22 protein-coding genes, 1 tRNA gene and 1 pseudogene are annotated in these 22,116 nt (G+C 64.4%); 18 read left to right on the top strand and 6 right to left on the bottom strand.

What is annotated here, in order from left to right; all coding sequences use genetic code 11:
- Nucleotides 1-25: 25 nt before the first annotated feature.
- On the bottom strand, nucleotides 26-1,096 hold the full coding sequence (locus tag ABF821_RS07960; protein ID WP_183009491.1) for an AI-2E family transporter: 1,071 nt from the start codon (nucleotides 1,094-1,096) through the stop codon (nucleotides 26-28).
- Between the two features lie 205 nt (nucleotides 1,097-1,301).
- Between ABF821_RS07960 and ABF821_RS07955 the strand changes: the two genes are divergently transcribed.
- The 6 genes from ABF821_RS07955 to ABF821_RS07930 all read left to right on the top strand — a co-directional run bounded on the left by ABF821_RS07955 (nucleotide 1,302) and on the right by ABF821_RS07930 (nucleotide 6,300).
- Entirely contained in the window at nucleotides 1,302-2,189 is an 888-nt protein-coding gene (locus tag ABF821_RS07955; protein WP_415529640.1) for a sulfurtransferase, read from the top strand.
- Nucleotides 2,190-2,236: 47 nt separating this feature from the next.
- Nucleotides 2,237-3,427: a cystathionine beta-lyase gene (gene metC / locus ABF821_RS07950; RefSeq protein WP_415529648.1), complete on the top strand. Its 1,191-nt coding sequence runs from the start codon at nucleotides 2,237-2,239 to the stop codon at nucleotides 3,425-3,427.
- Between the two features lie 129 nt (nucleotides 3,428-3,556).
- Complete coding sequence (gene surE / locus ABF821_RS07945) at nucleotides 3,557-4,336, top strand: 5'/3'-nucleotidase SurE (protein WP_415529639.1); 780 nt, start codon at nucleotides 3,557-3,559, stop codon at nucleotides 4,334-4,336.
- 216 nt (nucleotides 4,337-4,552) lie between these two features.
- On the top strand, nucleotides 4,553-4,888 hold the full coding sequence (locus ABF821_RS07940; RefSeq protein WP_415529638.1) for a PadR family transcriptional regulator: 336 nt from the start codon (nucleotides 4,553-4,555) through the stop codon (nucleotides 4,886-4,888).
- A complete protein-coding gene (locus ABF821_RS07935; protein ID WP_415529637.1) occupies nucleotides 4,885-5,469 on the top strand; it encodes a DUF1700 domain-containing protein in 585 nt (194 codons plus the stop codon). The genes ABF821_RS07940 and ABF821_RS07935 overlap by 4 nt, the downstream gene beginning before the upstream one ends.
- A gap of 42 nt (nucleotides 5,470-5,511) precedes the next feature.
- On the top strand, nucleotides 5,512-6,300 hold the full coding sequence (locus ABF821_RS07930) for a GIN domain-containing protein (RefSeq protein WP_415529636.1): 789 nt from the start codon (nucleotides 5,512-5,514) through the stop codon (nucleotides 6,298-6,300).
- A 60-nt stretch (nucleotides 6,301-6,360) separates the two neighbouring features.
- Here the strand turns inward: ABF821_RS07930 and ABF821_RS07925 are convergent, their stop codons facing one another.
- The gene (locus ABF821_RS07925) at nucleotides 6,361-7,620 is read right to left on the bottom strand and encodes an outer membrane beta-barrel protein (protein ID WP_415529635.1); all 1,260 of its coding nucleotides are present in this window, start codon (nucleotides 7,618-7,620) and stop codon (nucleotides 6,361-6,363) included.
- 196 nt (nucleotides 7,621-7,816) lie between these two features.
- Nucleotides 7,817-8,324 (bottom strand): annotated as a pseudogene (locus ABF821_RS07920) (cation:proton antiporter); the annotation flags it as partial.
- A 314-nt stretch (nucleotides 8,325-8,638) separates the two neighbouring features.
- Between ABF821_RS07920 and ABF821_RS07915 the strand changes: the two are divergent.
- Nucleotides 8,639-9,484 (top strand): aldo/keto reductase, encoded by an 846-nt coding sequence (locus ABF821_RS07915; protein ID WP_415529634.1) that lies wholly within the window; start codon nucleotides 8,639-8,641, stop codon nucleotides 9,482-9,484.
- Between the two features lie 118 nt (nucleotides 9,485-9,602).
- On the opposite strand, the gene ABF821_RS07910 is transcribed toward ABF821_RS07915, so the two are convergent.
- Nucleotides 9,603-10,460 carry a phosphotransferase gene (locus ABF821_RS07910; RefSeq protein WP_415529633.1) on the bottom strand — a complete coding sequence of 286 codons (858 nt, stop codon included), beginning with the start codon at nucleotides 10,458-10,460 and terminating at the stop codon, nucleotides 9,603-9,605.
- A gap of 279 nt (nucleotides 10,461-10,739) precedes the next feature.
- On the opposite strand from ABF821_RS07910, the gene sthA reads away from it, so the two are divergent.
- From sthA to ABF821_RS07880, 6 genes are all read left to right on the top strand, one after another.
- Entirely contained in the window at nucleotides 10,740-12,239 is a 1,500-nt protein-coding gene (gene sthA / locus ABF821_RS07905) for a Si-specific NAD(P)(+) transhydrogenase (RefSeq protein ID WP_415529632.1), read from the top strand.
- A 241-nt stretch (nucleotides 12,240-12,480) separates the two neighbouring features.
- Entirely contained in the window at nucleotides 12,481-13,986 is a 1,506-nt protein-coding gene (locus ABF821_RS07900; protein ID WP_415529631.1) for a YifB family Mg chelatase-like AAA ATPase, read from the top strand.
- Between the two features lie 320 nt (nucleotides 13,987-14,306).
- Nucleotides 14,307-15,476, top strand: a complete 1,170-nt coding sequence (locus ABF821_RS07895) for an oxalate decarboxylase family bicupin (RefSeq protein ID WP_183009505.1) — start codon at nucleotides 14,307-14,309, stop codon at nucleotides 15,474-15,476.
- Complete coding sequence (locus ABF821_RS07890; protein WP_415529630.1) at nucleotides 15,476-16,135, top strand: YoaK family protein; 660 nt, start codon at nucleotides 15,476-15,478, stop codon at nucleotides 16,133-16,135. The genes ABF821_RS07895 and ABF821_RS07890 overlap by 1 nt, the downstream gene beginning before the upstream one ends.
- A gap of 164 nt (nucleotides 16,136-16,299) precedes the next feature.
- Nucleotides 16,300-16,530, top strand: a complete 231-nt coding sequence (locus ABF821_RS07885; protein WP_182972635.1) for a hypothetical protein — start codon at nucleotides 16,300-16,302, stop codon at nucleotides 16,528-16,530.
- The gene (locus ABF821_RS07880) at nucleotides 16,527-16,916 is read left to right on the top strand and encodes a type II toxin-antitoxin system death-on-curing family toxin (RefSeq protein WP_415529629.1); all 390 of its coding nucleotides are present in this window, start codon (nucleotides 16,527-16,529) and stop codon (nucleotides 16,914-16,916) included. The genes ABF821_RS07885 and ABF821_RS07880 overlap by 4 nt, the downstream gene beginning before the upstream one ends.
- A gap of 205 nt (nucleotides 16,917-17,121) precedes the next feature.
- Here ABF821_RS07880 and ABF821_RS07875 read toward each other — a convergent pair.
- Nucleotides 17,122-17,195, bottom strand: a tRNA-Gln gene (locus ABF821_RS07875).
- 169 nt (nucleotides 17,196-17,364) lie between these two features.
- Between ABF821_RS07875 and ABF821_RS07870 the strand changes: the two genes are divergently transcribed.
- Nucleotides 17,365-18,498 (top strand): Ppx/GppA phosphatase family protein, encoded by a 1,134-nt coding sequence (locus ABF821_RS07870; RefSeq protein ID WP_415529628.1) that lies wholly within the window; start codon nucleotides 17,365-17,367, stop codon nucleotides 18,496-18,498.
- Complete coding sequence (locus ABF821_RS07865; RefSeq protein ID WP_182972638.1) at nucleotides 18,495-19,286, top strand: RlmE family RNA methyltransferase; 792 nt, start codon at nucleotides 18,495-18,497, stop codon at nucleotides 19,284-19,286. The genes ABF821_RS07870 and ABF821_RS07865 overlap by 4 nt, the downstream gene beginning before the upstream one ends.
- A gap of 106 nt (nucleotides 19,287-19,392) precedes the next feature.
- Here the strand turns inward: ABF821_RS07865 and ABF821_RS07860 are convergent, their stop codons facing one another.
- A complete protein-coding gene (locus tag ABF821_RS07860) occupies nucleotides 19,393-20,307 on the bottom strand; it encodes an ROK family protein (protein ID WP_415529647.1) in 915 nt (304 codons plus the stop codon).
- Nucleotides 20,308-20,434: 127 nt separating this feature from the next.
- Between ABF821_RS07860 and ABF821_RS07855 the strand changes: the two genes are divergently transcribed.
- The 3 genes from ABF821_RS07855 (at nucleotide 20,435) to ABF821_RS07845 (ending at nucleotide 21,996) form a co-directional block, all read left to right on the top strand.
- Complete coding sequence (locus ABF821_RS07855; protein ID WP_114728414.1) at nucleotides 20,435-20,680, top strand: sulfurtransferase TusA family protein; 246 nt, start codon at nucleotides 20,435-20,437, stop codon at nucleotides 20,678-20,680.
- Nucleotides 20,681-20,822: 142 nt separating this feature from the next.
- Complete coding sequence (locus tag ABF821_RS07850) at nucleotides 20,823-21,053, top strand: exodeoxyribonuclease VII small subunit (protein WP_114728417.1); 231 nt, start codon at nucleotides 20,823-20,825, stop codon at nucleotides 21,051-21,053.
- A gap of 7 nt (nucleotides 21,054-21,060) precedes the next feature.
- The gene (locus ABF821_RS07845) at nucleotides 21,061-21,996 is read left to right on the top strand and encodes a polyprenyl synthetase family protein (protein ID WP_182972639.1); all 936 of its coding nucleotides are present in this window, start codon (nucleotides 21,061-21,063) and stop codon (nucleotides 21,994-21,996) included.
- The last annotated feature ends 120 nt before the right edge of the window (nucleotides 21,997-22,116 follow it).

Raw genomic sequence — 22,116 nt, 5'->3', positions numbered from 1 at the left:
AGCAGCGGAGAGGGGTGCGTGATGCTCATGGTTCGATGAAGGTCTCCTCTATCCGGGCGGCTTCTCTCGGCCGACCCGGTACGTTGGCAGCGAATTCGGCCGTCAGCGTGTAGCCGACGCCCAGTAGTACCGGCCCCAGGAAGATCCCCAGCGCGCCAAAGGTCCAGACCCCGCCCAGCACGCCCAGGACCGTCAGCAGGTAGGGCAGTTGCGCGCCGCGCGAGATGAACATCGGCCGGATGATATGATCCGCTCCGGAAATGATGATGGTGCCGAACGCCACGAGGCAGATCCCGCGCCAGAGATGATGCGTCAGCATCAGGACCAGCGCCCCCGGAATCCAGATCAGCGGCGCGCCGACCGGCAGGACCGCGACGCCGGCGGTGATCATGCCGAACAGGACCGGTTGCGGCAGGCCGGTCATGGCGAAGCCAAGGCCCGTCAGCACGCCCTGGATGATGGCGGTGCCCAGGATACCATAGACCGTCCCGCGAATGGTCCGACCGATGATGCCGATGATGCGGTCGGCATAGGCACCGGCGATGCGCCGGATGACGGCGGTGAATGTCGCCCCCAGCGCGTCGCCGCCCAGCCAGAAGAAGAAGGCGATGAACAGCGCCATGCCCAGATGGACCAGGCCGCTGGCCACCAGCATCAGGCCGCTGAGCATGGACTGCGCGATGTTGCCGGCATAAGGCAGCAGCATATGTTCGGCATGACCCAGATCGGTCGCCCACTGGGTCCATTTGTTTGTCAGATCGGGGCCGATCAGGGGAATGCGTGACAGCCACGCAGGCGGGGGCAGGTGGACGGAAGTCAGCCCGGCGGTCAGGCGCGCGAACGTGCCGGGAAGGTCGGCGATGCTGGAACTGACCACGATCACCAGCGGCACGGCGACGATCAGCGTGGTCAGCGCCGTCATGATGACGGCACCGACCGCCGGCCCGGTGCTGCGGCGGACGCGCACGTAGATCGGCCATGTCGCGAAGGTCAGGATCGCCGCCCACAGCAGCGCCGACATGAAGGGATAGAGGATGGCGCCGCACCCGAAGGCTACCCCGCCCAGCAACAATCCCATCATGATGCGCTCGGTCATTCATTCCCGCCATGGTTCGCGACGCCGGAGCGCATTCGGCCCCGTTCGATGATGTGGCACCGCACCGGGATGGTAAAGGGCATGCGCCGCATACCGGGCCGCCGAGACAGCGACGGTTGATCGGGACCGAGCCGCTCAGCTAAGGACGATCCGTGCTGCGGCTGCCCTGTCGCTCCGTCTGGGCCCCGGACAGCATGGAACCGTGATGGGGCCCTTATCGATGCATGCGTCCATTCATCCCCTGATCTCGCCCGCGCGGCTGCGGGATATCCTCTCCGCGCCGGACCTCGTCCTGCTCGATGCCACGATGCCGCTGCCGGGCGAGACGTTCGACCCGGAACAGCGTTTCGTCGAAGCCCGCCTGCCGGGCGCCCGCCGCTTCGATATCGAGCAGTTTTCCGACCCTGCGTCCCCCCTGCCGCACATGATCCCGACCCAGGCGCGCTTTGCGACGCTGGCGGGGGCGCTGGGCGTGTCGGACGCCGCCCATGTGGTCTTCTACGATCAGGGCAACGCGGCATCGGCGGCGCGGGGATGGTGGCTGGCCCGCCTGTTCGGGCTGGAGCGCGTGCAGGTGCTGGATGGCGGCCTGCCGGCCTGGCAACGTGCCGGTGGCCCGGTGGATGCAGGCGCGCCACAGGCAGTGCAAGCTGCCGCCTTTCGCCCGACGCCACGTTTCAGGCTGGTCGCGGGGTTGGGTGACATGCGCGACCATGTGCGGCATGGAGACCGGCTGATTCTCGATGCCCGCGCCCACGGGCGCTTCACGGGCGAAGTGGCGGAGCCCCGGCCTGGGGTCGTGTCGGGCCATATGCCGGGCGCGCGCAACCTGCCGTTCGGCACGCTCCTGGACGATCATCGCGCCTTCCTGCCGCCCGAAGCCCTGCGGGCACGTTTTGCCGAAGCCGGTGTGACCGAGGACCGGCGGGTCATCACCAGTTGCGGTTCCGGCGTCTCGGCGGCGGTGCTGTCGCTGGGGCTCGCGATCTGCGGTCGTACGGGCGATGCGCTCTATGACGGCTCATGGGCCGAATGGGGTTCGACACCTGGCGCGCCGGTGGAAACCGGGCCGGGACGGAGTGCCGTTTCGTGACCGACCGCGGCGCCCTGCATCAGGCCGTGTCGCGCGGGTGGCGCGAGATGGGCACATTGCTGGTTCATCTGGCCCGCGACCTGCCGCCCGATGCCCGCGGCACTTTGGTCAACCAGCCGCCCACCCGCGGCTCGACCGTGCTGTTCCCGACCGTGGCGGACATGAACCGCAACGGCACCCGGCGCTATGATCACGAGCTGATCTATGGCGCCATGGGGACGCCGATCCAGCATGAACTCGAAGCCGCGATCGCGGCGATCGAGGGCGCGCGCCATACCCAGATCGTATCGTCCGGTCTCGCCGCGTGCACCACGCCGCTGCTGGCGTTCCTGGGCAGGAATGGCCATTGCCTGATTCCGGACTCGGTTTATGGCCCCACGAGGCGCTTCGCCAATACGGTGCTGCGGCGCTTCGGGGTGGAAACCACCTATTATCCGCCCCTGACCGATGCCGAGGGGCTGCGGGCGATGATGCGGCCCAATACCCAGGTCGTGGTGGCCGAGAGTCCGGGCAGCCATACGTTCGAGGTTCAGGATATCCGCATGATCGCCGATGTCGCGCATGAGCATGGCGCGCGGCTGATGCTGGACAATACCTGGGGTGTCGGGATCTTCCGCCCGTTCGATCATGGGGTCGATATCGCGGTGCAGGCGCTGACCAAATATCCGGCCGGCCATTCGGACAGCATCATCGGCGCGGTTTCGGTGGCGGACGAGCAGGACTGGCATGTGCTGCGCGACACCTGCATTCAGCTTGGCCAGGTGGCTGGCCCTGACGATTGCTGGCTGACCCTGCGCGGCCTGCGCACCATGGGCGCCCGGCTGGAACGCCAGTCGCGCAGCGCGATCGACGTGGCGCTGTGGCTGGCCGACCGGCCGGAAGTCGCGCGCGTGCTGCATCCCGCGCTGCCGTCCTGCCCTGGGCACGAGATCTGGCGGCGCGATTTCAGCGGCGCTTCGGCCCTGTTCGGCGTGGTGTTCCGGCCGGATTACAGCCAGGAAGCGATGGTCGCCATGATCGACTCCCTGACCCTGTTCGGAATCGGGGCCTCGTGGGGCGGCTATGAAAGCCTGGTCCTGCCCACGACCGGCGGCGTGGTGCGTACCTGCACGCCGGATGCGCCGGATTGCGGCCCGGCGTTCCGCCTGCATATCGGGTTGGAAAACCCCGAAGACCTGATCGCCGACCTGTCGGCGGGCCTGGACGTGCTGACGGGCGCGACCACGTACGGCGACTGACCGGGCCGCGCCCCGTTTCCGTCCCGCCATTGCGGTGATACGCAAGGGAGACGGCCGGGCGCTCCGGCCCGACAGGCAACAGATGCGCCATCGCCGCCACGCGCGACGGTCGCCGATCGGGAACGTGACATGGTGGATGGCGATTTTATCGCGCGGCGGATTCTTCTGACCAACGATGACGGCATCAACGCGCCGGGACTGGCCACGCTGGTCGAGATCGCCGCGACCCTGGCCCCCGAAATCTGGGTCGTGGCGCCCGAACGGGACCAGAGCGGCACCTCGCATGCGCTCAGCCTGCATGACCCGCTGCGGGTCAGCCAGCGGGGCGAGCGGCGTTATGGCGTCACGGGCACGCCGGGCGACTGCGTGGTGATGGGCGTGAGGCATCTGATGGCCGACCAGCCGCCGGACCTGATCCTGTCCGGCGTGAATCGCGGCGCCAACCTGGGGATGGAAACAGTGTTTTCTGGCACGGTGGGCGCCGCGATGACCGGATTGCTGCTGGGTATTCCCTCGATCGCGCTGAGCCAGCTTTTCACGCGCGACCAGCCGGTGCGGTGGGCGACGGCGCGAGCCGTGGCGCCTTCCGTCATTCGCGAGATGGTACGGCTCGACTGGGCGCGCGATGCCTGCCTGAACATCAACTTCCCGGATCGTCCGCCCGAACAGGTGGCTGGGCCGGTGCTGACCAGCCAAGGGGCGGGCCTGCTCGGCGGTGCCTCGATCACGGCGCGCACCGATCCGCGTAACGGTGCCTATCACCGGCTGAGCCTGACCCGGTCTGCCACCACCGATGACGAAGGAACCGAGACCGCAGCGGTTCTGTCCGGAAAGGTGTCGGTCACGCCGCTGCGTTATGAACGCACCGATCGGGGCGTGCTGGAACGGATGCGTGCGGCACGGATGTGATTTTGAATAAATATGCAATAATTATTGTTTAAAAACATTATATTATAATCGCTTTCTTACCTTTTGAAGCAACAAACTCAGCCGGCTTGTCCGGCTTTTTTTGTGTCCAAATTTCGTGATCGCCGCAGAAAACTATTGCAAGGAACCGGTTAGTGATGGCTACCTTGCATAGACAGGTTCCGTGCGGTGCGGAGCCCATTCAAGGATCGAGGCGTCGTGGACAGCAATCTCGTCCAGTTCAAGAAGGGGGTGTTGGAACTCTGTGTTCTCGCACTCCTCGCGCGGTCGGACTCTTACGGCTACGACATCGCCAGCCGTCTGTCCGCCGCCATCGATATGGGTGAGGGAACGATCTACCCCCTGATGCGCCGGATGCAGAAGGACGGGCTGGTTTCCACTTACCTGGTCGAATCCTCATCCGGCCCCCCGCGAAAATATTATCGCCTGACCGAAGGCGGCCGAAAAAACCTCAATGCCCAGAAAGCGGCCTGGACCGACTTTACGCGCTCCGTCGCCGCTATTCTGGAACTGGATCTGGAGAAGACATCATGAATGAGCGGGATTCGTTTCTCCGGAGGCTGAGGAGCGGCCTGTGGGGGCTGCCGCGATCGGCCATCGACGACATCATTGCCGATTACGAAGGGCATTTCGATGCCGGGCGCGCGGCCGGTCGCAGCGATGCCGATGTCGCGGCCTCGCTAGGCGACCCCGCACGTCTGGCGCGGGAACTGCGCGCCGAAGCCGGCCTGCGCCGGTGGGAGGACGAGCGTAGCCTGGCTGCGGCACTGGGCGTGATCGTGGGGATTATCGGGTTGGCGGCGCTGGACCTGTTCGTCGTGCTGCCGGTGCTGGTCAGCGTGGTGAGCACGCTGTTCGCCTTCCTGCTGCTCGGGCTCGTCACCGCGCTGGGCGGGGGGCTGATGCTGCCGTTTGCCTTCATCACCAATCTGCCCGGCTTCGCCGGCGACCGGTTGCAGGCCGGGCTGCTGAGCCTGGGCGTCATGAGCGGCGGCGCCGCGCTGACGGCGCTCTGCATTCTGTTCACCATCGGGTTGGTCAACCTGCTGGTCCGCTACGGGCGGGCCCATTACCGGCTGATCGCAAGGGGCAGCAATGCGCCGCTGCGCGACTGACAGAACATGTCCAACGGCGCCGATGGGCGCGAGGAGAGAGCCATGATTCGTGGACTTATACTGGTGGCGGTCGGCGGCGCGTTTCTGTCGATGACCTGCTTCGCCGTGGCGGCCGTGCGCGGCCCCATATTCTGGAACGTTTCGGGTTGGGACCTGCTGGATGACGATGACGGCGGCGCGTCGTCGGCGCCGACGGTCTCGCACAAGCTGGACTGGAAGGGCGGCGAGGCGCTGACGTTCGAACTTCCGGCCAGCATCGTCTATACGCAGGGACCGACGGCCGGCATTACAGTGACCGGGGCCAGTGCGATCGTGGACCGGGTGAAGCTGGATGGCGATATGCTCTCCCTCGACCATGCCGGGCACCATCGCTGGCACAACCATCATCTCCGGATCGTGGTCACCGCCCCGGCCCTGAAGACGATAACCCTGCGCTCCGCCGGCGTGCTGACGCTGAACGACGTGGCGGTGGATCACCTGTCCCTGACGGTCGAGGGGGCGGGCAGCCTGACGGGGCACGGCAAGGCGGACACGGTGGTGCTGAGGGTCGAGGGGGCGGCGCAGGCCAATCTGTCGGACATGGTCGTGCGGGACGCGGATGTCACGATCTCGGGTGCCGGGCATGTCAGCATCGGGCCTAGCGGGCATGCTTCCGTCCACCTCAGTGGCGTGGGCGCGGTGAACCTGACCCGCAAGCCGGCGTCCCTGACCAAGGAGGTCAGCGGGATCGGCTCCATCACGGTCGATGACGGCAACCATGACGACCACGACAAAGACGACGACGATGACGCGCCGAAGGTGCAGGAAGGCGCGGGAGACGTTCAGCTCTGAGAAGGCGGGGGATGACATGGGAGGAGGGTGATTGTCCTTCTCCCCAGTGTACCGAGCGCGTCAGAAGCCGAGCACGGCATCCCCGCCGAACGTGAAACGGCCGGCATTCCGCAGGTCGTTGAACGGGGTTGTATTGCTGAGCGAGCGATCGAAACGGATCTCCGGCCGGATTTCGAACAGGCTGACGCCATGGCCGAGCAACGGATGCCAGGTCAGGCCCAGCGTCAGCGCGCCGTAAGTCGTCGGCGGGGCGGATTGCGTATCGGCGGGCCGGCCGAGCGTCGCGCGCATATAGGCGTTGTTGTCCAGGAAACTGGTCACGATCAGCCCTGTATTGTCGCGATAGATCTCGCCCCGATAATTGAATGTCAGCGACGGGGTGAGCGTATAACTCAGGAAGCTGACGAAACTGTAGGTATCGGCCCGGATGCCCTCATCATGCATCGCATTGAATTCGCCGGTTACCGACAGGCGGTTATTGATTTTATAGGTGATGTCGAGGTCGTTCCAGAACCGCTGCGCGCTGTTGGCCCGGTTTCCCAAGGCACGCACGGCGTTTTCCGGCCCTACGCGGCCCAGATAGGTGAAGGACAGGCGTCCGTCCGCGAAACCGTTGCCCGAAAGCCCGAAATAACCTGCGGCGGCATCGTTGTCGTCGCCGCGTCCGAACGAGACCTGGTTGCCGGTATCGACCCCGAACAGCACGTCGAACCGCTCGGTGGCATGCCATTGGAACATCGCGCCGACATGCTCGAACGGCGTTGAATACTGGGTGGTGTAGGCCAGCGTGTAGAAGGGGCGGGTCGCCGGGTCCAGCGTTTCTATCCCCATCGGCGAGGGCAGGATGCCGGCCTGCATGTCCAGTCCATGGCGCGTCAGCCAGGGCAGGTGAACGTCGAGATGGGCTTCGGCGGGGATGAACTGGTAGCGCCCGCTCATCATGCGGTCCGTGATGCCGGCGATCTCGTAATAGCGGGCGTCTGCGCCGTACAGGGCCTTGATATTGAAGCCGATTTGATAAGTGGAGGCGCTATGGTCCACCGCCCGCGCCACCGTCAGGGTGATCTGGTCGAGTTGCGCCTGATTGGCATGGTCGCCGATGAATGCGCCGAAATTATTGCCGTTTGCCGGCCGGGCGGGGTTGGCGTTGATACCGCCCTCGATCTGGCCGTGCAGGGTGACATCATGCCACCAGTCCTGGACCGTGTTGGCGCGGGCACCGGCCACGCCGCCGACCAGAACGGCCGCGCCCGAGAGAGCCAGTACCAGCCGCAGTTGGAGCCCGGACTGGCGGAAGATGCTCTGCATGGCCCTCGTCATGATCCCGTTCTCCGATGCGCGGGCACACGCCCCGCCGGATCCGGCATGCGGCCCGGCGGGGCATCCTGTTCGTTCCGGAATAAAAATATACTCTTTTAACAACAGGATAGCGTTGCGTTGCAGGCTGTAGCCGCCCGGCCCGCAGCGGACAACCCCGCGACGCGCGCGCCTGGGCCGTGCCGACGGAATAGTCGGCTCAGGCCCCGTCGGTGCCGGCCGCAACCGGGCGATACAGGCGCCCGACCAGGCGCTCCATCGTCGGTACCTGCACGAGAATGGTAAACACCACGATACCGTAACAGACAGGAAGCAGCGTGTCGTGCAACGCGCCGGCCGGCAGGCCGAGTGCCAGCGAGACCGAAATCCCGCCCCGCAATTCACCCCACGTCAGAACGACAAGCGCCCGCCAGTGGTCGCGGTTGCGCGGCGAGACCGGCAGCGTCGCGCACAGCAGGCTCGATCCACGCACTGCGATCGACAGCGGTATGATGGCCACGGTCGCGAGCAGCGCCGAAAGACGTGGCGTGATCTCCAGGATCTCGAAACCGATCAGCGAAAGAATCCGGCAGCACGTCGTCGACCATCGACCAGAATGCCAGGAGTTCGGTGCGCGCATGATCCTGTATCGCGGCATGGCCATGGCTTGTGCCCAGGCTCATGCCGGCGACGATTACGGCGATCGCTCCGGACATATGAAGGGCGTTCATGGCGCATGCCTTCAGGGTGAGCGTGCCTCTGTCAAGACGCCTGAAGGCCCGCTCAGAGCCTGACCGAACATGCGCGCTGGCGAGCGAGGGCGGCCCGTTCTGGGCCGCGCCCGAAATGTGTTTCCGAGCATCGGAGCGGAGTGGCCTTGATGGCCATGAGCACCGAAGCGCACGAAACGCGCGGGGGACACGCCGCCAGCGCGCATGTTCGGTCAGGCTCTCAGGGGGAACGGCGCTTCCGCTCACCCGTTAGGACTGGAAGGCCCCAGTGGCGTCCGCCTTATGAACCGACCCGTGCAAGGAGTGTCCGAATGAGCAAGCTTGCTGTTCCCGAGCTGGCATTGAACGACGGCAGCACCATTCCCGCTATCGGCTTCGGGACCTACAGGCTGAATGGTTCATCGGGCGTCGAGGGAATGGTCTCCGCCATTCGCAACGGCTATCGCCTGCTGGATTCCGCTTTCGATTACGAAAACGAAGGCGCGCTCGGCGCCGCGATCCGCAAGGCCGGCGTGCCGCGCGACGACCTGACCGTGGCCTCCAAACTGCCGGGCCGGCACCACCATTTCGACGAGGCCATCGCCACGGTCGAGGAATCGCTCTATCGCGCGCAGCTCGATTATTACGATCTCTATCTGATCCACTGGCCGAACCCCAGTGAGAACCTTTACGCCGAAGCCTGGAGTGCGCTGGTCGAGGCCCGCAGGCGCGGGTTGGTGCGCTCGATCGGCGTCTGCAATTTCCTACCGGAGCACCTCAAGCGGATTATCGCGGATAGCGGCGTGATCCCGGTCATTAACCAGGTCGAACTGCATCCCTATTTTCCGCAGCATGAACAACTGGCCTTCGACCGGTCGCTCGGCATCGTGACCGAGGCCTGGAGCCCGCTCGGCCGCGCCAATCACCTGATGAAGGAGCCGGTTATCGAGAAGATCGCCAAGCGGGTAGAGCGGACGACGGCCCAGGTGATCCTGCGCTGGCATGTGCAGCTTGGCAGCGTCTCGTTGCCCAAGGCCGCCAGTTCCGCGCGGCAGGTCGAGAATCTCTCGGTGTTCGATTTCGAACTGAGCGCCGACGACATGGCGGAAATCGCGACGCTTGCGCGGCCCGATGGCCGGACCTTCGATCAGGACCCGGCCCGTTACGAGGAATTCTGACTGTTCCAGACTGCTACCACGGGGCTACCGTCAGAATACGGCACGATCAGGGAGACCATTGCCCCGATCGCGTTGCGAACGGTGGAAGATTGGATCGTCGCGCACACTATAGTGCCGGCTACAGCGTCGGCAGGCGCAGGGCCCTCTGCGCCCATGCGAGCGCGGTGACGAGTTGGCGCTGCTGCACCTGCCGCACCCGTGGTGCGTGCGGAATGACGGGCAGGCCCGCACGCGCCGCGAAGTAGCCCGAAACCCATGCCGCGATCTCCGGCGCATCAGGCAATAGCGCCTCGGGAACGGGTCCGCCTTCGCTGGCAAGGCTCGGCAGCCAGAAACCCAGGTCGAGGCGCGGGTTGGACAGGCAGGCTTCCGACCAATCGATCAGCTTCGCTCCTGCCTCCGGGAAGGCCAGATTGTCGCTACGAATGTCATAATGACAGCTCGCGGAACCCGACGTTGGGCAGCAGGCTTCCGCTGCCAGCAATTCAGGCAACGCGCGGCTGAGCCAGGCGTGCGAAGCAATGCCCAGTCCCAGGAAAGGCTGCGGATCGCGCTGAACGAGCGCCCATCCGGCCTCCATGTCGCCATGGATGTCGCGATAGGGGCGCAGCGCCGCCGGCGAGGCGTGCAGACGCTCGACGAGACACAGGGTGCTTTCGATCGTCCGCGCATGCCATGGCGGCGCGATAAAGCAGCCGGACAGATCTTCCGTCACCAATATCGGATGCGTTTCGTCATCTTGAAAACCGATGAGAGCAGGACGGAACGACACGTCTACCATCTGGTAGGCCGCGGCTTCCCTGCGGAGCGCGGACGATGTCTCGCTATTGGTCGCAATCTTTACGAACGCGCTCTTGCCCGCAGCAGCCTCGACCCGATATCGCGCGGCGGGCGTATAGCCGCCGACGACGCGCACAAAAGCGTCCGGAGTCCAGTTCAGGATCGATGCGATACGTTCGGCGATCTGCGGGTCCATGAATCGTCACACCAATGCGCAGGCACATCAGAAACGATGGCCTTATTTGCCTGCAATATGCGCCCCCGCACCCAGCGCGTCGATTCCGGTCCGGACGGCGCGGAATAACGCGGCCGCTGCCGGATCGCCATCGGATGCCGGAGCATCGAAATACAGAAAATAACCGAGGGACTCCTGCGGGGTGACTTTGCAAATAGTTTCTGAGGCAACCGGGAGGCGGTGGCGACGTCATGTTTCTGTCAGATGCCCCATTTGCGGGTCTGCTTGGGGGCAAGAATTATGAGCGATGTGTATGATTACGATCTGATCGTCATCGGCTCCGGCCCTTCGGGACGGCGGGCGGCCGTACAGGCGTCGAAATTCGGCCGATCGGTGCTGGTGATCGAACGACAGGCCCAGGTTGGCGGCGTGTCGGTTCATACCGGGACCATTCCTTCCAAGACATTGCGCGAGACGATCCTGAACCTGACCGGCTGGCGGGAACGCGAATTCTACGGCGTCAATTACCGCGTGAAGCAATGTATCGAGGCGCAGGATTTGAGCATGCGCCTGAGCAAGACCATTCAGGGCGAGGTGGAGGTGCTGGAGCATCAGTTTGCTCGCAACGACATCGCCGTGACCAAGGGGGAAGCGCGTTTTCTCGATCGCCATACGCTGGCGATCGCGGAAGGTGAGGGGGTCGAGCAACGGGTGCGCGGGCGCGCCATCGTCATTGCCGTGGGTTCCATACCGCACCGGCCGGCTTATGTGCCCTTCGACGATGCCCGGATCATCGACAGCGATGGCATGACGCGCCTGACCAGCCTGCCACGTTCGCTGACCGTAATCGGCGGGGGTGTGATCGGCATCGAATACGCAACGATCTTCAGCGCGCTGGGCGTGCGGGTGACGATCATCGATCAGCGCGAACATGTGCTGGAATTCATCGACCATGAAACGGTGGAAGAATTCGTGCATCAACTGCGTGATCGCGGCGTCAATTTCCGTCTGGGCAGCACGGTGGAATCGATTGTGGTCGAGGCGGACCAGCCTGTCGCCATTCTGGAGGGTGGCCGGCGCGTGCGCGCGGATCTGCTGCTTTATACGGGAGGCCGACAGGGCGCGACGGAGGTCCTGGATCTGGAGGCCGCCGGACTGAAAGCGGATTCGCGCGGGCGGTTGACGGTGGATCCGATCACGTTCCAGACCGAAATTCCGAATATCTACGCCGCTGGCGACGTGATCGGCTTTCCCGCGCTGGCGTCTACCTCCATGGAACAGGGCCGTATCGCGGCCTGCCATGCCTGTGGCCAGCCCGTGCCCGCCGCGCCGAAATTCTTTCCCTATGGCATCTATGCAGTACCTGAAATCTCTACCGTCGGCCTGTCGGAAGAGGAGGTTCGGGCGCGGAAGATCCCTTACGAGACCGGGATCGCCCGTTTCCGCGAGACCTCGCGCGGCGTGATCATGGGCAAGACGGAGGGGTTCCTGAAGCTCGTCGTCGGGCTGGAGGGGCACCGCCTTCTGGGCGTGCATATTGTGGGGGAAGGGGCGACCGAGCTGATCCATATCGGTCAGGCGGTCCTGAATTTCGATGGCAGCGTCGAATATTTCATCGAAGCGACCTTTAACTATCCGACCTTTGCCGAGGCATACAAGATTGCGGCGTTGGATGTATGGAACCGGATTACGCCGCGTGATGCCGTGGAAGGCATCTTGCCGGCGATCTCTCCACCGGAATCGGCGCCACGACGCGCGACACGTCGACCAGGCAGTGGAAGTCCTAAAAAAACGCCCTGACAATGGGGGCGAACGTGGTTGGCTTGATGGACACGCGCAGACGTGCCGTAACGGGTTCTCGACAGCGACACGGCCTGCGTGGGAGGAGCATTCCATCCAGCCCTCGCCGACAGTCGAATGTTGTATAATATATATTATGCCAACTCATATGTGCGCCACGATGGAGGCTGCCATGGGGTTCCGCGGGCGGCTTTCTGGGTTACAACATGATGATACAGGATTTTCCGGCGATCGGGGCTGCATGACCAATTCTTCCGTACTGGGGTTCGCCCTGTCGGGTATCGACGCCATTCCCGTACGGGTCGAGGTGCAGCTTGCGCCTGGCCTGCCATCGTTCCTGATCGTCGGTCTGGCCGACAAAGCCGTGGCCGAAGCGCGCGAACGTGTGCGCGCGGCACTGGCGGCCATGGGCCTGGCGCTGCCGGCCAAGCGCATCGTGGTCAATCTGGCGCCCGCCAACATCGTCAAGGAAGGATCGCATTTCGACCTGCCCATCGCGCTGGCCCTGCTGACGGCAATGGCTGTCGTCCCGCCCGAGGAAAGCGGACGTTATGGCGCGATCGGCGAATTGTCGCTGGATGGACGGATCAATCCGGTGCCCGGCGTGCTCCCCGCCGCCCTGAGCGCGATCGACCAGTCGCGCGGCCTGATCTGCGGCGCGCAGCAAGGCCCCGAAGCGCGCTGGGCCGGCGACGATCTGGATATCGTCGCGGCGGACTGCCTGCTGACACTGGTCAATCATCTGACCGGCGAACAGGTTCTGCCATCGGTCGAACTGCCGGCTCGCCTGCCGTTCGACCTTGCAGGCGGACCGGATCTGGCGGATGTGCGCGGCATGGAAACGGCGCGCCGGGCGCGGGAAATCGCGGCGGGCCGCGCGCCCGCCCGGTTGTTGACCCCCCCCCCCCGGGCCGGCCAAACCAAGCTGGCGGGCCGTCGGGCGTGCATGGTGGCCCCCCTCACCAGTGCCGAGATCCTGGAGATCAGCCGGATTCACAGTATCTCCGGCCAGTTGCCCATGGGGTTGCCCATCTTTCGGCCCCCCTTTCGCGATCCGCATCACTCGACCAGCCAGGTTGCCCTTGTGGGTGGCGGCAGTCGGATACGGCCCGGCGAAGTCAGTCTGGCGCATCGAGGCGTGCTGTTTCTCGACGAACTGCCGGAATTTTCGCGCCCGGCGCTGGAGGCGCTGCGCCAGCCGATCGAGACCGGCACCATTACGGTGGCGCGGGCGTCGGGGCATGTCACCTACCCTGCCCGCTTTCAATTGGTCGCGGCCATGAATCCCTGCCGTTGCGGCTATCTGGGAGATGCGACGCAGGAATGCCGCAAGGCGCCGCGTTGTGGCGAGGATTATACGTCCCGTATCTCTGGCCCGATGCTCGACCGGATAGATATGAGCGTGCATGTCGAACCGGTCTCGCCCGCCGAGCTGGCTGGTCTGCCCAACGGTGACAGCAGCGCCGTGGTGGGGCGTCGCGTCGCCGCCGCGCGCGCGATCCAGGCCGCGCGCCAGGACGGACTGACCAATGCCGAGGCCTCGCCCGACCTGTTCCCCGTCAATGCCCTCGCCCGCGATTATGCCGTGCGGGCGGCTGACCGGCTGCGCCTGTCGGCGCGTGGATTTACAAGATTGCTGCGCGTCGCCCGCACGATCGCCGATCTGGCTGGAGAGACGGAAACGGGCCAGCCCCATGTCGCCGAAGCCCTGACCTACCGGTTGCGTCGACCCGACCGGCGTTCTTGATTGGCATCACGTCTTGATGCACAAATACTTATATAAGTGAGTTATTTACTATAATAATACAACGAATTACAAATATTAATTGGCATAATATATATTAAACGACTTTTATATTTTATGATTACTTTATTTATTACTTTGTGCCTTCCGGCGACGATCAGCCCTATGAAAGCGTCCGGCGTCCGCGCGGCGCGGGATCGTGAGACGTGACCGGGCAATGGTCACAGGGGCGTGAGCGATCGGATGCGTTGATCCGTGTCAACGATGATCGGCTGCTTGTGACATATTATGTCACAACAACGGCTGATCAGGAGGCAATTCCGATGACCGATCTTCCCTGGCTCACTTCAAAGCCCGAAGCACCGGAACCCATTCGTGGCGATCGCGGCGCCAGCATTCTCGGCCCGCGCAATCTTCCTCGTGAACGCGAAGTGCCCGATCTGCTTGCGTCGCCGGATACCGATGCCGGAACCATTCCCAACCTGAAATTTTCCTACGCCGACGCGCGCAATCGCCTTGGCTCGGGTGGTTGGGCGCGCGAAATCACCATTCGCGAACTCCCTGCCGCCACCACGCTTGCCGGCGTCAACATGCGCCTCAAGCCCGGCGGATACCGCGAACTGCATTATCACAAGGAAGCCGAGTGGGGCTTCATGATCGCAGGCAAGGCCCGCGTCACCGCCATCGACACCGAGGGGCGCCCCTTCGTGGATGATGTCGAGGCCGGCGATATCTGGAACTTCCCGGCCGGCATTCCCCATTCCATCCAGGGGCTCGGCGAGGAAGGGTGCGAATTCCTGCTGGTCTTCGATGATGCGAATTTCTCGGAAAACGAGACGTTCCTTGTAAGCGACTGGTTCGCCCACACGCCGCGACACATCCTCGCGAAGAATTTCGGCGTCCCGGAATCCGCGTTCGCCCATCTGCCCACCGAGGTCGAAAAGACGCGCTGGATCTTCAACGGCACCGAACCCACGGTCGCGAAGCAGGACGCGATCAAGTGCCCTCAGGGGCCGTCGCCAATCCAGTACACCCATCGCTTCCTGAAGCAGAAGCCCGCCCAGGCCGCCGGCGGGACCGTGCGGGTCGTGGATTCACGCAATTTTCCGGCGGCGTCCACCATCGCCGCCGCGATCAACGTCGTGGAACCGGGGCGGCTGCGTGAACTCCATTGGCACCCCAACAACGACGAATGGCAGTATTTCGTCCGAGGCCGTGCCCGCATGACCGTTTTCGCATCCGGCGGCAAGGCGCGGACCTTCGATTACTGCGCCGGCGATGTGGGATACGTACCGCTGGGCATGGGCCATTATCTGGAAAATATCGGCGACGAGCCGATGGTGTTCCTGGAAGCTTTCAGGAGCGACCGGTTCGCCGATTTCTCGGCCAACCAATGGCTCGGCCTGTCACCGCGCCAGATGGTGAAGGAGCACCTCAACCTCGATGAGGACACCCTGTCGAAACTGCGCCAGGACAAGCCCCTGATCGTCTGATGCTCCCTACGACGCGCTCGGCGCTGCGGGTGACGGCGTTGGGCCTCGTCGCCGGATATGTGGACGCCGTGGGGTATGTGGAACTCCACGGCATCTTCAGCGCCGCCATGACCGGCAACTCGACCAATTTCGGCATTTCGCTTGCCGAACAGAACTGGCCGAAGGTGGCTGCCATCGGCACCGTTCTCGGCCTGTTTTTCTGCGGAGCCCTTGCCGCCAGCCTGCTGCGCCGCAGCCTGCGCGCCTATCGTCACGAATGGCTCTGGATCGCAGCCCTTCTGGTCCTGGCCCAATGCCTGCACTGGTCGCATGCCGCCGCCATGGGGGCGCGAACGGAAACCCTGCTGCTGACCGTCGCGATGGCCATGCAGGGCGAGGTGCTCTCCCGCTTCTCCAGCGTTTCCGTGCAGACGATCGTCGTCACGAACAACATCGTCAAATTCGCGGATAACATCGTGGGCTTTCTCTGGAACGCACAGCGCGGCAAGCCTGCCTTCTCCCTGGCCGCCGCCCTGCCCGGCCTCGGCTGGGCAGGCTGCATCGCCGGAGCGTTTCTCTCCGTCCTCATGCGTCAGGCGACATCCGGCTACTTCCTGTTGCCGGTCCCGCTCCTGATCGGCCTCTGCTTTCTCTGCCCTGACGACCTGCAACAGGATTGAACGCAGGGTCGTTGGCATGACCTGACGACGGCAGCAGTCATTCCCCGGCGAGAGACGAATGTGGGAAGTGTCTTTCAACGAAATGGTCCTCGGATCAGCCACTTTCTTGATAAATCATGACAGATCATGATAGCTTTGGAGCCGATACCTAAGGATGAAGCGTCATGGCGACTCACGAACGCGAAAAATTCGCGACGCAAGTCAACTCGGATATTTTGAAGACCGTGCGCGAGATCGCCAAAAACGAAGGGCGGCAACTTCAAACGCTGATTGACGAGGCACTCGCCGATCTGATCGAGAAGCGGAAGCAAAATCGACCGCGCGTGCATGTCATGGCGGCCTACCAAGCCAGCCACGAAACATTCGCCCCGCTCTATCGGAAACTGGCGGAGTGACCGATTACCTGACGGTCATCGAAGTTCTGGCCATTCATGACGATCAGATCCATCGCTATGGCGGCGCAGCGGGCGTCCGCGATCCCGGGTTGCTGGAAGCCGCGCTATTTCGTCCTCAGACCGGCTATTATGCTGATCTCATTGAGGAAGCCGCGGCACTCTGGGAAAGCCTGTCGCAAAACCACCCGTTCATTGACGGCAACAAGCGCACGTCTTTCGCCGTGACTTATACGTTCCTCGCCATCAACGGCGTCCGGCTCACGGCCGGTGCCAGGGAGACGGAAGATTTCGTGCTCGGCCACTATGCGGACGGAGCATTTGATTTCGAGCACCTGCGACGCTGGCTTCGAGACAATGTTGCTACAGGCGGGTCACCGGAAGAATAGAAGGTAAGGGACCGGGGAGACGCCGCCACCAATAGACTGCCCAGCGCCGGAAGAGACGATATGCTTCCTGTGCCCACCCCATCCGATCCCTGATGCGGCCGGGACGGAGCGTGTAATACAGCCTCGTACTGCAAATGGGTCGCGAACCCGCTTTCTGCCTGTCGAGCCGTGCTCAAGAACAGAAAATCAAGGTGTTGTATGCAATTGGCTGGGGGACCTGGATTCGAACCAGGGCTGACCGGGTCAGAGCCGGTAGTTCTACCGCTAAACTATCCCCCAACCGGGCGACCGGGCTTAGTGCCGTGCGGTGAGGGGCTGATAGCATCGGCCACGGAGCGTGACAAGCACCTTTCCGTGCTGTTTTTGCAATCGGACATATTTGTCTTGCCCTGCGTGCGGCTCAGCACACAGTATATACTCCATACGGTGGTGGCAGAGGGACCGTCCGATGGACAATACGATGTCCTGGCGCGATGGCCAGGAGGCGACGCGACTCCCCCGTGCTTCGGGATTTCGGCCGAATCGCGGCATGCTTGGCATGTTCGGCGCGATTGATCTTGGAACGAACAATTGCCGGCTGATGATCGCCGCCCCACATGCCGACGGCTTTCGTGTCGTCGATAGCTTCAACCGGATCGTTCGGCTGGGCGAGGGTCTGCAACGGACCGGGGAACTCAGCCCCCATGCGATGGATCGCACTATCAACGCATTGCGAATCTGCGCCATGCGCATGGAGCGTCGGCGGCTGTATCGCTACCGCGCGGTCGCGACCGAAGCGTGCCGCCGCGCCGGCAACGGCGCGGCCTTTATCGAGCGCGCCCGCCAGGAAACCGGGCTGGATATCACCGTGATTTCCTCACGCGAGGAAGCCGAACTGGCGATGGAAAGCTGTTCGGCCCTGCTGCATGACGACCGGGTGTGCCCCACGCGCACCCGCGCGCTGCTGTTCGATATCGGTGGCGGCTCGACCGAAATCGCGTGGGTCCGCACCGACCGGCATACCCGCCGCCAGGATCTCAGCGGTTATCTCAGCCTGCCGGCGGGCGTGATCACCCAGGCGGAGCAGTTCGGCGAGAGCGCGTTCAGCGAACAGGGCTATCAGCGGATGGTCGAGCAGATCGCCAACCAACTGCGCGCGTTCGAGGCCGTGCATTGCATTCGCCGCGAAATCAGCCGCGGCAATGTCAGCCTGATCGGCACCAGCGGCACCGTCACCACCCTGGCCAGCATTGCCCTGTCGCTCACACGCTACAGCCGGACGGCGGTGGACGGCACGATCCTGGAGGCCGGGCCGGCCCTGGAGGCGATTCGCACGCTGGCCGCCATGGGGCCGGTCGGGTTGAGCCAGCACCCATGTGTCGGCCCCGACCGTGCCCAGTATGTGATGCCGGGCTGCGCGATCTTCGAGGCCATTCACCGGGTGTGGCCGGTGCCGGAAATCATGGTGGCCGATCGCGGCCTGCGTGATGGTATGCTGCTGCGCATGATCAACGATTCGACCAGTGTGGCCATGCCGTCGTCACCGTCTCCCCTGCCCTTTGCCGCATCCCGGCCGCCGGCGATGGGCGTATCGCTTCCATGAAGCGTCGTCCTCCCGCCGGTGGTGGCAAGTCACGGGTTCCCGGCAAGGCCCTCAGCAGCAGTTCAGCCCCCGGTACCGGCGATGCGGCGGCGGATTCCGGCGCCGCACGCGCGACCCGGAGCCAGGCCGTATCGCTGCGCACCGCGCGGGGGCGCACCACGGCCCAGCAGCGCTGGCTCAACCGGCAACTGAACGACCCGTACGTGCAGGCCGCCCGCAAGCAGGGCTGGCGGTCGCGCGCGGCCTTCAAGCTGATCGAACTGGATGACCGCTTCCATCTGATCCAGCCCGGCATGCGGGTGGTCGATCTGGGCGCGGCGCCGGGTGGCTGGACGCAGGTGGCCGTCAAGCGCGGTGCGAGCAATGTCGTGGGCGTCGATCTGCTGCCGGTCGATCCTGTTTCCGGCGCCACGATTCTCGAAGGCGATTTCAATGATCCCGATCTGCCGGACAAGCTGACGGAATTGCTGGGTGGCCCGGCCGATCTGGTCCTGTCGGACATGGCGCCAAATACGACCGGCCACGCGCCGACCGACCATCTGCGCATTCTGGGCCTGGCGGAACTGGCCCTTGATTTCGCGCTGAAGGTGCTGGCACCGGGCGGCACCTTCGTCGCCAAGGTCTTTCAGGGCGGGTCTGAGAAGCAGATGCTGGAACCGATGAAGCACGCTTTCGCGACCGTTCGCCACGCCAAGCCGCCGGCCAGCCGCAAGGAATCGAGCGAACTGTACGTGGTCGCAACCGGTTTTCGACCCGATCGGGTTCTGCCGAAGCCATCGGAAGAGTAGAGTGAGGAAGGCGGGTTCAAACCGCCTTCCCGTTCGGCTCCCAGGTTAGAGCCCGCGCAGAAATGTGCTCGGCACCGAGAGCGCCCGCCATAGGGCCATAAGCCTCTTACGCCGCCATCTCGTCCGCCGACCATAGCCAGGCCGCGCCGCGCACGCCGGAACTGTCGCCATGCAGGTTGCGGACGACAGGTGTATCGCACTGGGGCGTGATGACGTAGCGGGGCATCAGCAACGGCACGCGGGCGTAGATCGAGAGCAGGTTCGATACCCCGCCACCCAGCACGATGACATCCGGGTCAAGGAAGTTGATCGCCATGGCGCAGGCACGCGCCAGTCGGTCTACATAGCGATCCAGCGCGCCGATGGCGGTGATGTCCCCCGCCTCGGCTGCCGCCTCGATTCCTGCCGTGTCGCGATGGCCCGGTCCTTTCCAGTCCTGCGCCAGGGCCGGGCCGCTCAGGAATCGTTCCAGGCAACCTTCGTTGCCGCAGAAACATTTGGGGAACGGCATTTCCGTGATTCGCGGCCAGGGTAGCGGGATGTGCCCCCACTCGCCGGCGATATGGTGGGCGCCGGTCAGCAGTTTGCCGTCCACCACCAGTCCGCCGCCCATCCCCGTACCGAGAATCACCCCCAGCACGACGCGGCGGCCGGCGCCAGCACCATCCACGGCTTCGGACAGGGCGAAGCAGTTGGCATCATTCTCGACCCGGACCTCGCGCCCGACGGATTCGATCAGATCTCGCCCGAAGGGCTGGTTGTTCAGCCAGGTGGCGTTCGCATTCTTGATGAGGCCGCTCTCCGGGCTGATCGAGCCCGGAATGCCGATCCCCACGGTGCCCGTGCCGCCCAGTTCGGCGTCCATGGCGGCGACGAGATCGCGAATGGCCGTGACCGCGCCGGCGTAATGTCCGGGATTGGCAATGCGTCGTCGGACCAGTTCCCGGCCGTCCGCGCGGGCCAATGCCGCGATTTCGATCTTCGTTCCGCCAAAATCGATTCCAATCCGATAGCCGGTCATATCCATCCCGTCAGCCGTGATATTTTCCATGGTCGCCATTTCTATCTATGGTGCGACCTTTCGTGCCGTAAAGTCACCCCCAGGCAGAGGGTTCGTGATCCGCTGCCGCCTTCCGGAGTCCGCTGCCATGAGCGAGACGCTGCTCGACGTCAAAGGGTTGAGCTGCCCCCTGCCCGTCCTCAAGGCCAATCGGGCCTTACGGAGCATGCAGCCGGGCGACCGGCTGCGCGTGATCGCGACCGACCGGGCCAGCGTTGCCGATTTCCAGGCATTCTGTCGTGAAACGGGCCATGCGCTGATCGCATTCGGCGAGGATGGCGGCGTGCTCTCTTTCGTGATCAGGCGCCGACCCGAAGCGGCGGCAACCACTTAGGACGCCATACTTGCCTGTTCGTTCCAAAGACGTGCCCTAAATGCCACATCCGGCACAAAATCCCCCTATCCGCCCTATGCCCTTGGCAGAAGCGGCCACCTGGGAGTAATTCCTGCGCCTCATGATGGAAGTACCGCACCCAATGACGGAAGATCTGTCCCAGCTCTCCTTCGAGGACGCCCTCGCGCAGCTCGAGGATATCGTGCGCAAGCTCGAAGGCGGACAGCTTCGCCTCCAGGATGCCATCGCATCCTATGAGCGTGGGGCGGCTCTGCGACGACACTGCGAAAGCAAGCTGAACGAGGCCGACGCCCGCGTTCAGGCGATCATCCAGCGGGCCGATGGCGCGCTGGAGACGAAATCGATGGATTGACGTACCGATGAGCCACACCACAGCGACCGCCCGGACAGGGCAGACCGCGGACCGCGCCAGCCTGCTGCGGTCTTCCCTGTCGACACGGGCCACGGCCGTCGAAGCCGCCATTGACAGTCTGTTGCCCCCGGTGCCGGGTGCCGAGGGTCGGGTGATCGACGCCATGCGCTATGCCACGCTGGGCGGCGGCAAGCGCCTGCGCGGTTATCTGACGGCGGAAGTCGCCAGCCTGTTCCATGTCGATGCTGCCCGGTCCTATCGCGTCGCGGCGTCCGTCGAGATGCTGCATGCCTATTCGCTGGTGCATGACGACCTGCCGGCGATGGATGACGACGACCTGCGCCGGGGCCAGCCCTCGACGCACCGCAAGTTCGACGAGGCGACCGCCATCCTGGCCGGAGACGCGCTCCAGACGATGGCGTTCGAGATTCTGGCTCATGAGGCCACCCACCCCGACGCGGCCATCCGCATCGGCCTGGTGGCCGCCCTCGCCGCCGCCTCGGGCGCGGCCGGCATGGTCGGTGGGCAGATGATCGATATGGAAGGCGAAGGCCGTTCGCTGTCCCTGCCGGAAGTCGAGCGCCTGCATGCGCTCAAGACCGGCTGCCTGATCCGCTACGCGGCCGAGGCCGGGGCGATTCTCGGGCAGGCCGATCCGTCGGTTCGTGCCCGCATCGCCGCCTATGGGCGCGACCTGGGCGCTGCCTTCCAGATTGCCGACGACGTGCTGGACGCCACCGCCAGCGCCGAGGAACTGGGCAAGACCGCCGGCAAGGACCAGGCGGCCGGCAAATCCACCTATGTCGCCCTGCTGGGCGTGGACGGTGCGGCCCGCGAGGCGCGGCGCGTGGCCGAACAGGCGGAAGCCCATCTCGATATCTTCGGACCCGAAGCCGACCGGTTGCGGGACCTGATCCGTTACGTCGTCGATCGCAGGAGCTGAAGACCATGGCCGAAGACAAGAGCCACGCCGAAATTCCGGACGACGCGATCCCGACGAAGGGCCGTTTTCCGCTGCTGGACCGGGTCAGCGCGCCGCGCGACCTGCGCAACCTGTCGGTGG

The sequence above is a fragment of the Gluconacetobacter sp. genome (assembly GCF_047721585.1).
GTDB classification, from domain to species: domain Bacteria; phylum Pseudomonadota; class Alphaproteobacteria; order Acetobacterales; family Acetobacteraceae; genus Gluconacetobacter; species Gluconacetobacter dulcium.
Note: the sequence above shows the minus strand (reverse complement) of the source record. Positions and strands in the feature narration are given on the sequence as shown.

Bases quoted from the DNA above. Each gene is read 5' to 3' on its own strand.
- ABF821_RS07870 (WP_415529628.1), top strand. From the start codon at position 17,365: ATGGACAATACGATGTCCTGGCGCGATGGCCAGGAGGCGACGCGACTC.
- ABF821_RS07900 (WP_415529631.1), top strand. From the start codon at position 12,481: ATGACCAATTCTTCCGTACTGGGGTTCGCCCTGTCGGGTATCGACGCC.
- ABF821_RS07850 (WP_114728417.1), top strand. From the start codon at position 20,823: ATGACGGAAGATCTGTCCCAGCTCTCCTTCGAGGACGCCCTCGCGCAG.
- ABF821_RS07860 (WP_415529647.1), bottom strand. From the start codon at position 20,307: ATGACCGGCTATCGGATTGGAATCGATTTTGGCGGAACGAAGATCGAA.
- ABF821_RS07960 (WP_183009491.1), bottom strand. From the start codon at position 1,096: ATGACCGAGCGCATCATGATGGGATTGTTGCTGGGCGGGGTAGCCTTC.
- ABF821_RS07935 (WP_415529637.1), top strand. From the start codon at position 4,885: ATGAATGAGCGGGATTCGTTTCTCCGGAGGCTGAGGAGCGGCCTGTGG.
- ABF821_RS07915 (WP_415529634.1), top strand. From the start codon at position 8,639: ATGAGCAAGCTTGCTGTTCCCGAGCTGGCATTGAACGACGGCAGCACC.
- ABF821_RS07890 (WP_415529630.1), top strand. From the start codon at position 15,476: ATGCTCCCTACGACGCGCTCGGCGCTGCGGGTGACGGCGTTGGGCCTC.
- ABF821_RS07885 (WP_182972635.1), top strand. From the start codon at position 16,300: ATGGCGACTCACGAACGCGAAAAATTCGCGACGCAAGTCAACTCGGAT.
- ABF821_RS07895 (WP_183009505.1), top strand. From the start codon at position 14,307: ATGACCGATCTTCCCTGGCTCACTTCAAAGCCCGAAGCACCGGAACCC.
- ABF821_RS07955 (WP_415529640.1), top strand. From the start codon at position 1,302: ATGGGGCCCTTATCGATGCATGCGTCCATTCATCCCCTGATCTCGCCC.
- ABF821_RS07845 (WP_182972639.1), top strand. From the start codon at position 21,061: ATGAGCCACACCACAGCGACCGCCCGGACAGGGCAGACCGCGGACCGC.
- ABF821_RS07930 (WP_415529636.1), top strand. From the start codon at position 5,512: ATGATTCGTGGACTTATACTGGTGGCGGTCGGCGGCGCGTTTCTGTCG.
- ABF821_RS07865 (WP_182972638.1), top strand. From the start codon at position 18,495: ATGAAGCGTCGTCCTCCCGCCGGTGGTGGCAAGTCACGGGTTCCCGGC.
- ABF821_RS07910 (WP_415529633.1), bottom strand. From the start codon at position 10,460: ATGGACCCGCAGATCGCCGAACGTATCGCATCGATCCTGAACTGGACT.
- metC (WP_415529648.1), top strand. From the start codon at position 2,237: ATGGGCACATTGCTGGTTCATCTGGCCCGCGACCTGCCGCCCGATGCC.
- surE (WP_415529639.1), top strand. From the start codon at position 3,557: ATGGTGGATGGCGATTTTATCGCGCGGCGGATTCTTCTGACCAACGAT.
- ABF821_RS07855 (WP_114728414.1), top strand. From the start codon at position 20,435: ATGAGCGAGACGCTGCTCGACGTCAAAGGGTTGAGCTGCCCCCTGCCC.
- ABF821_RS07925 (WP_415529635.1), bottom strand. From the start codon at position 7,620: ATGACGAGGGCCATGCAGAGCATCTTCCGCCAGTCCGGGCTCCAACTG.
- sthA (WP_415529632.1), top strand. From the start codon at position 10,740: ATGAGCGATGTGTATGATTACGATCTGATCGTCATCGGCTCCGGCCCT.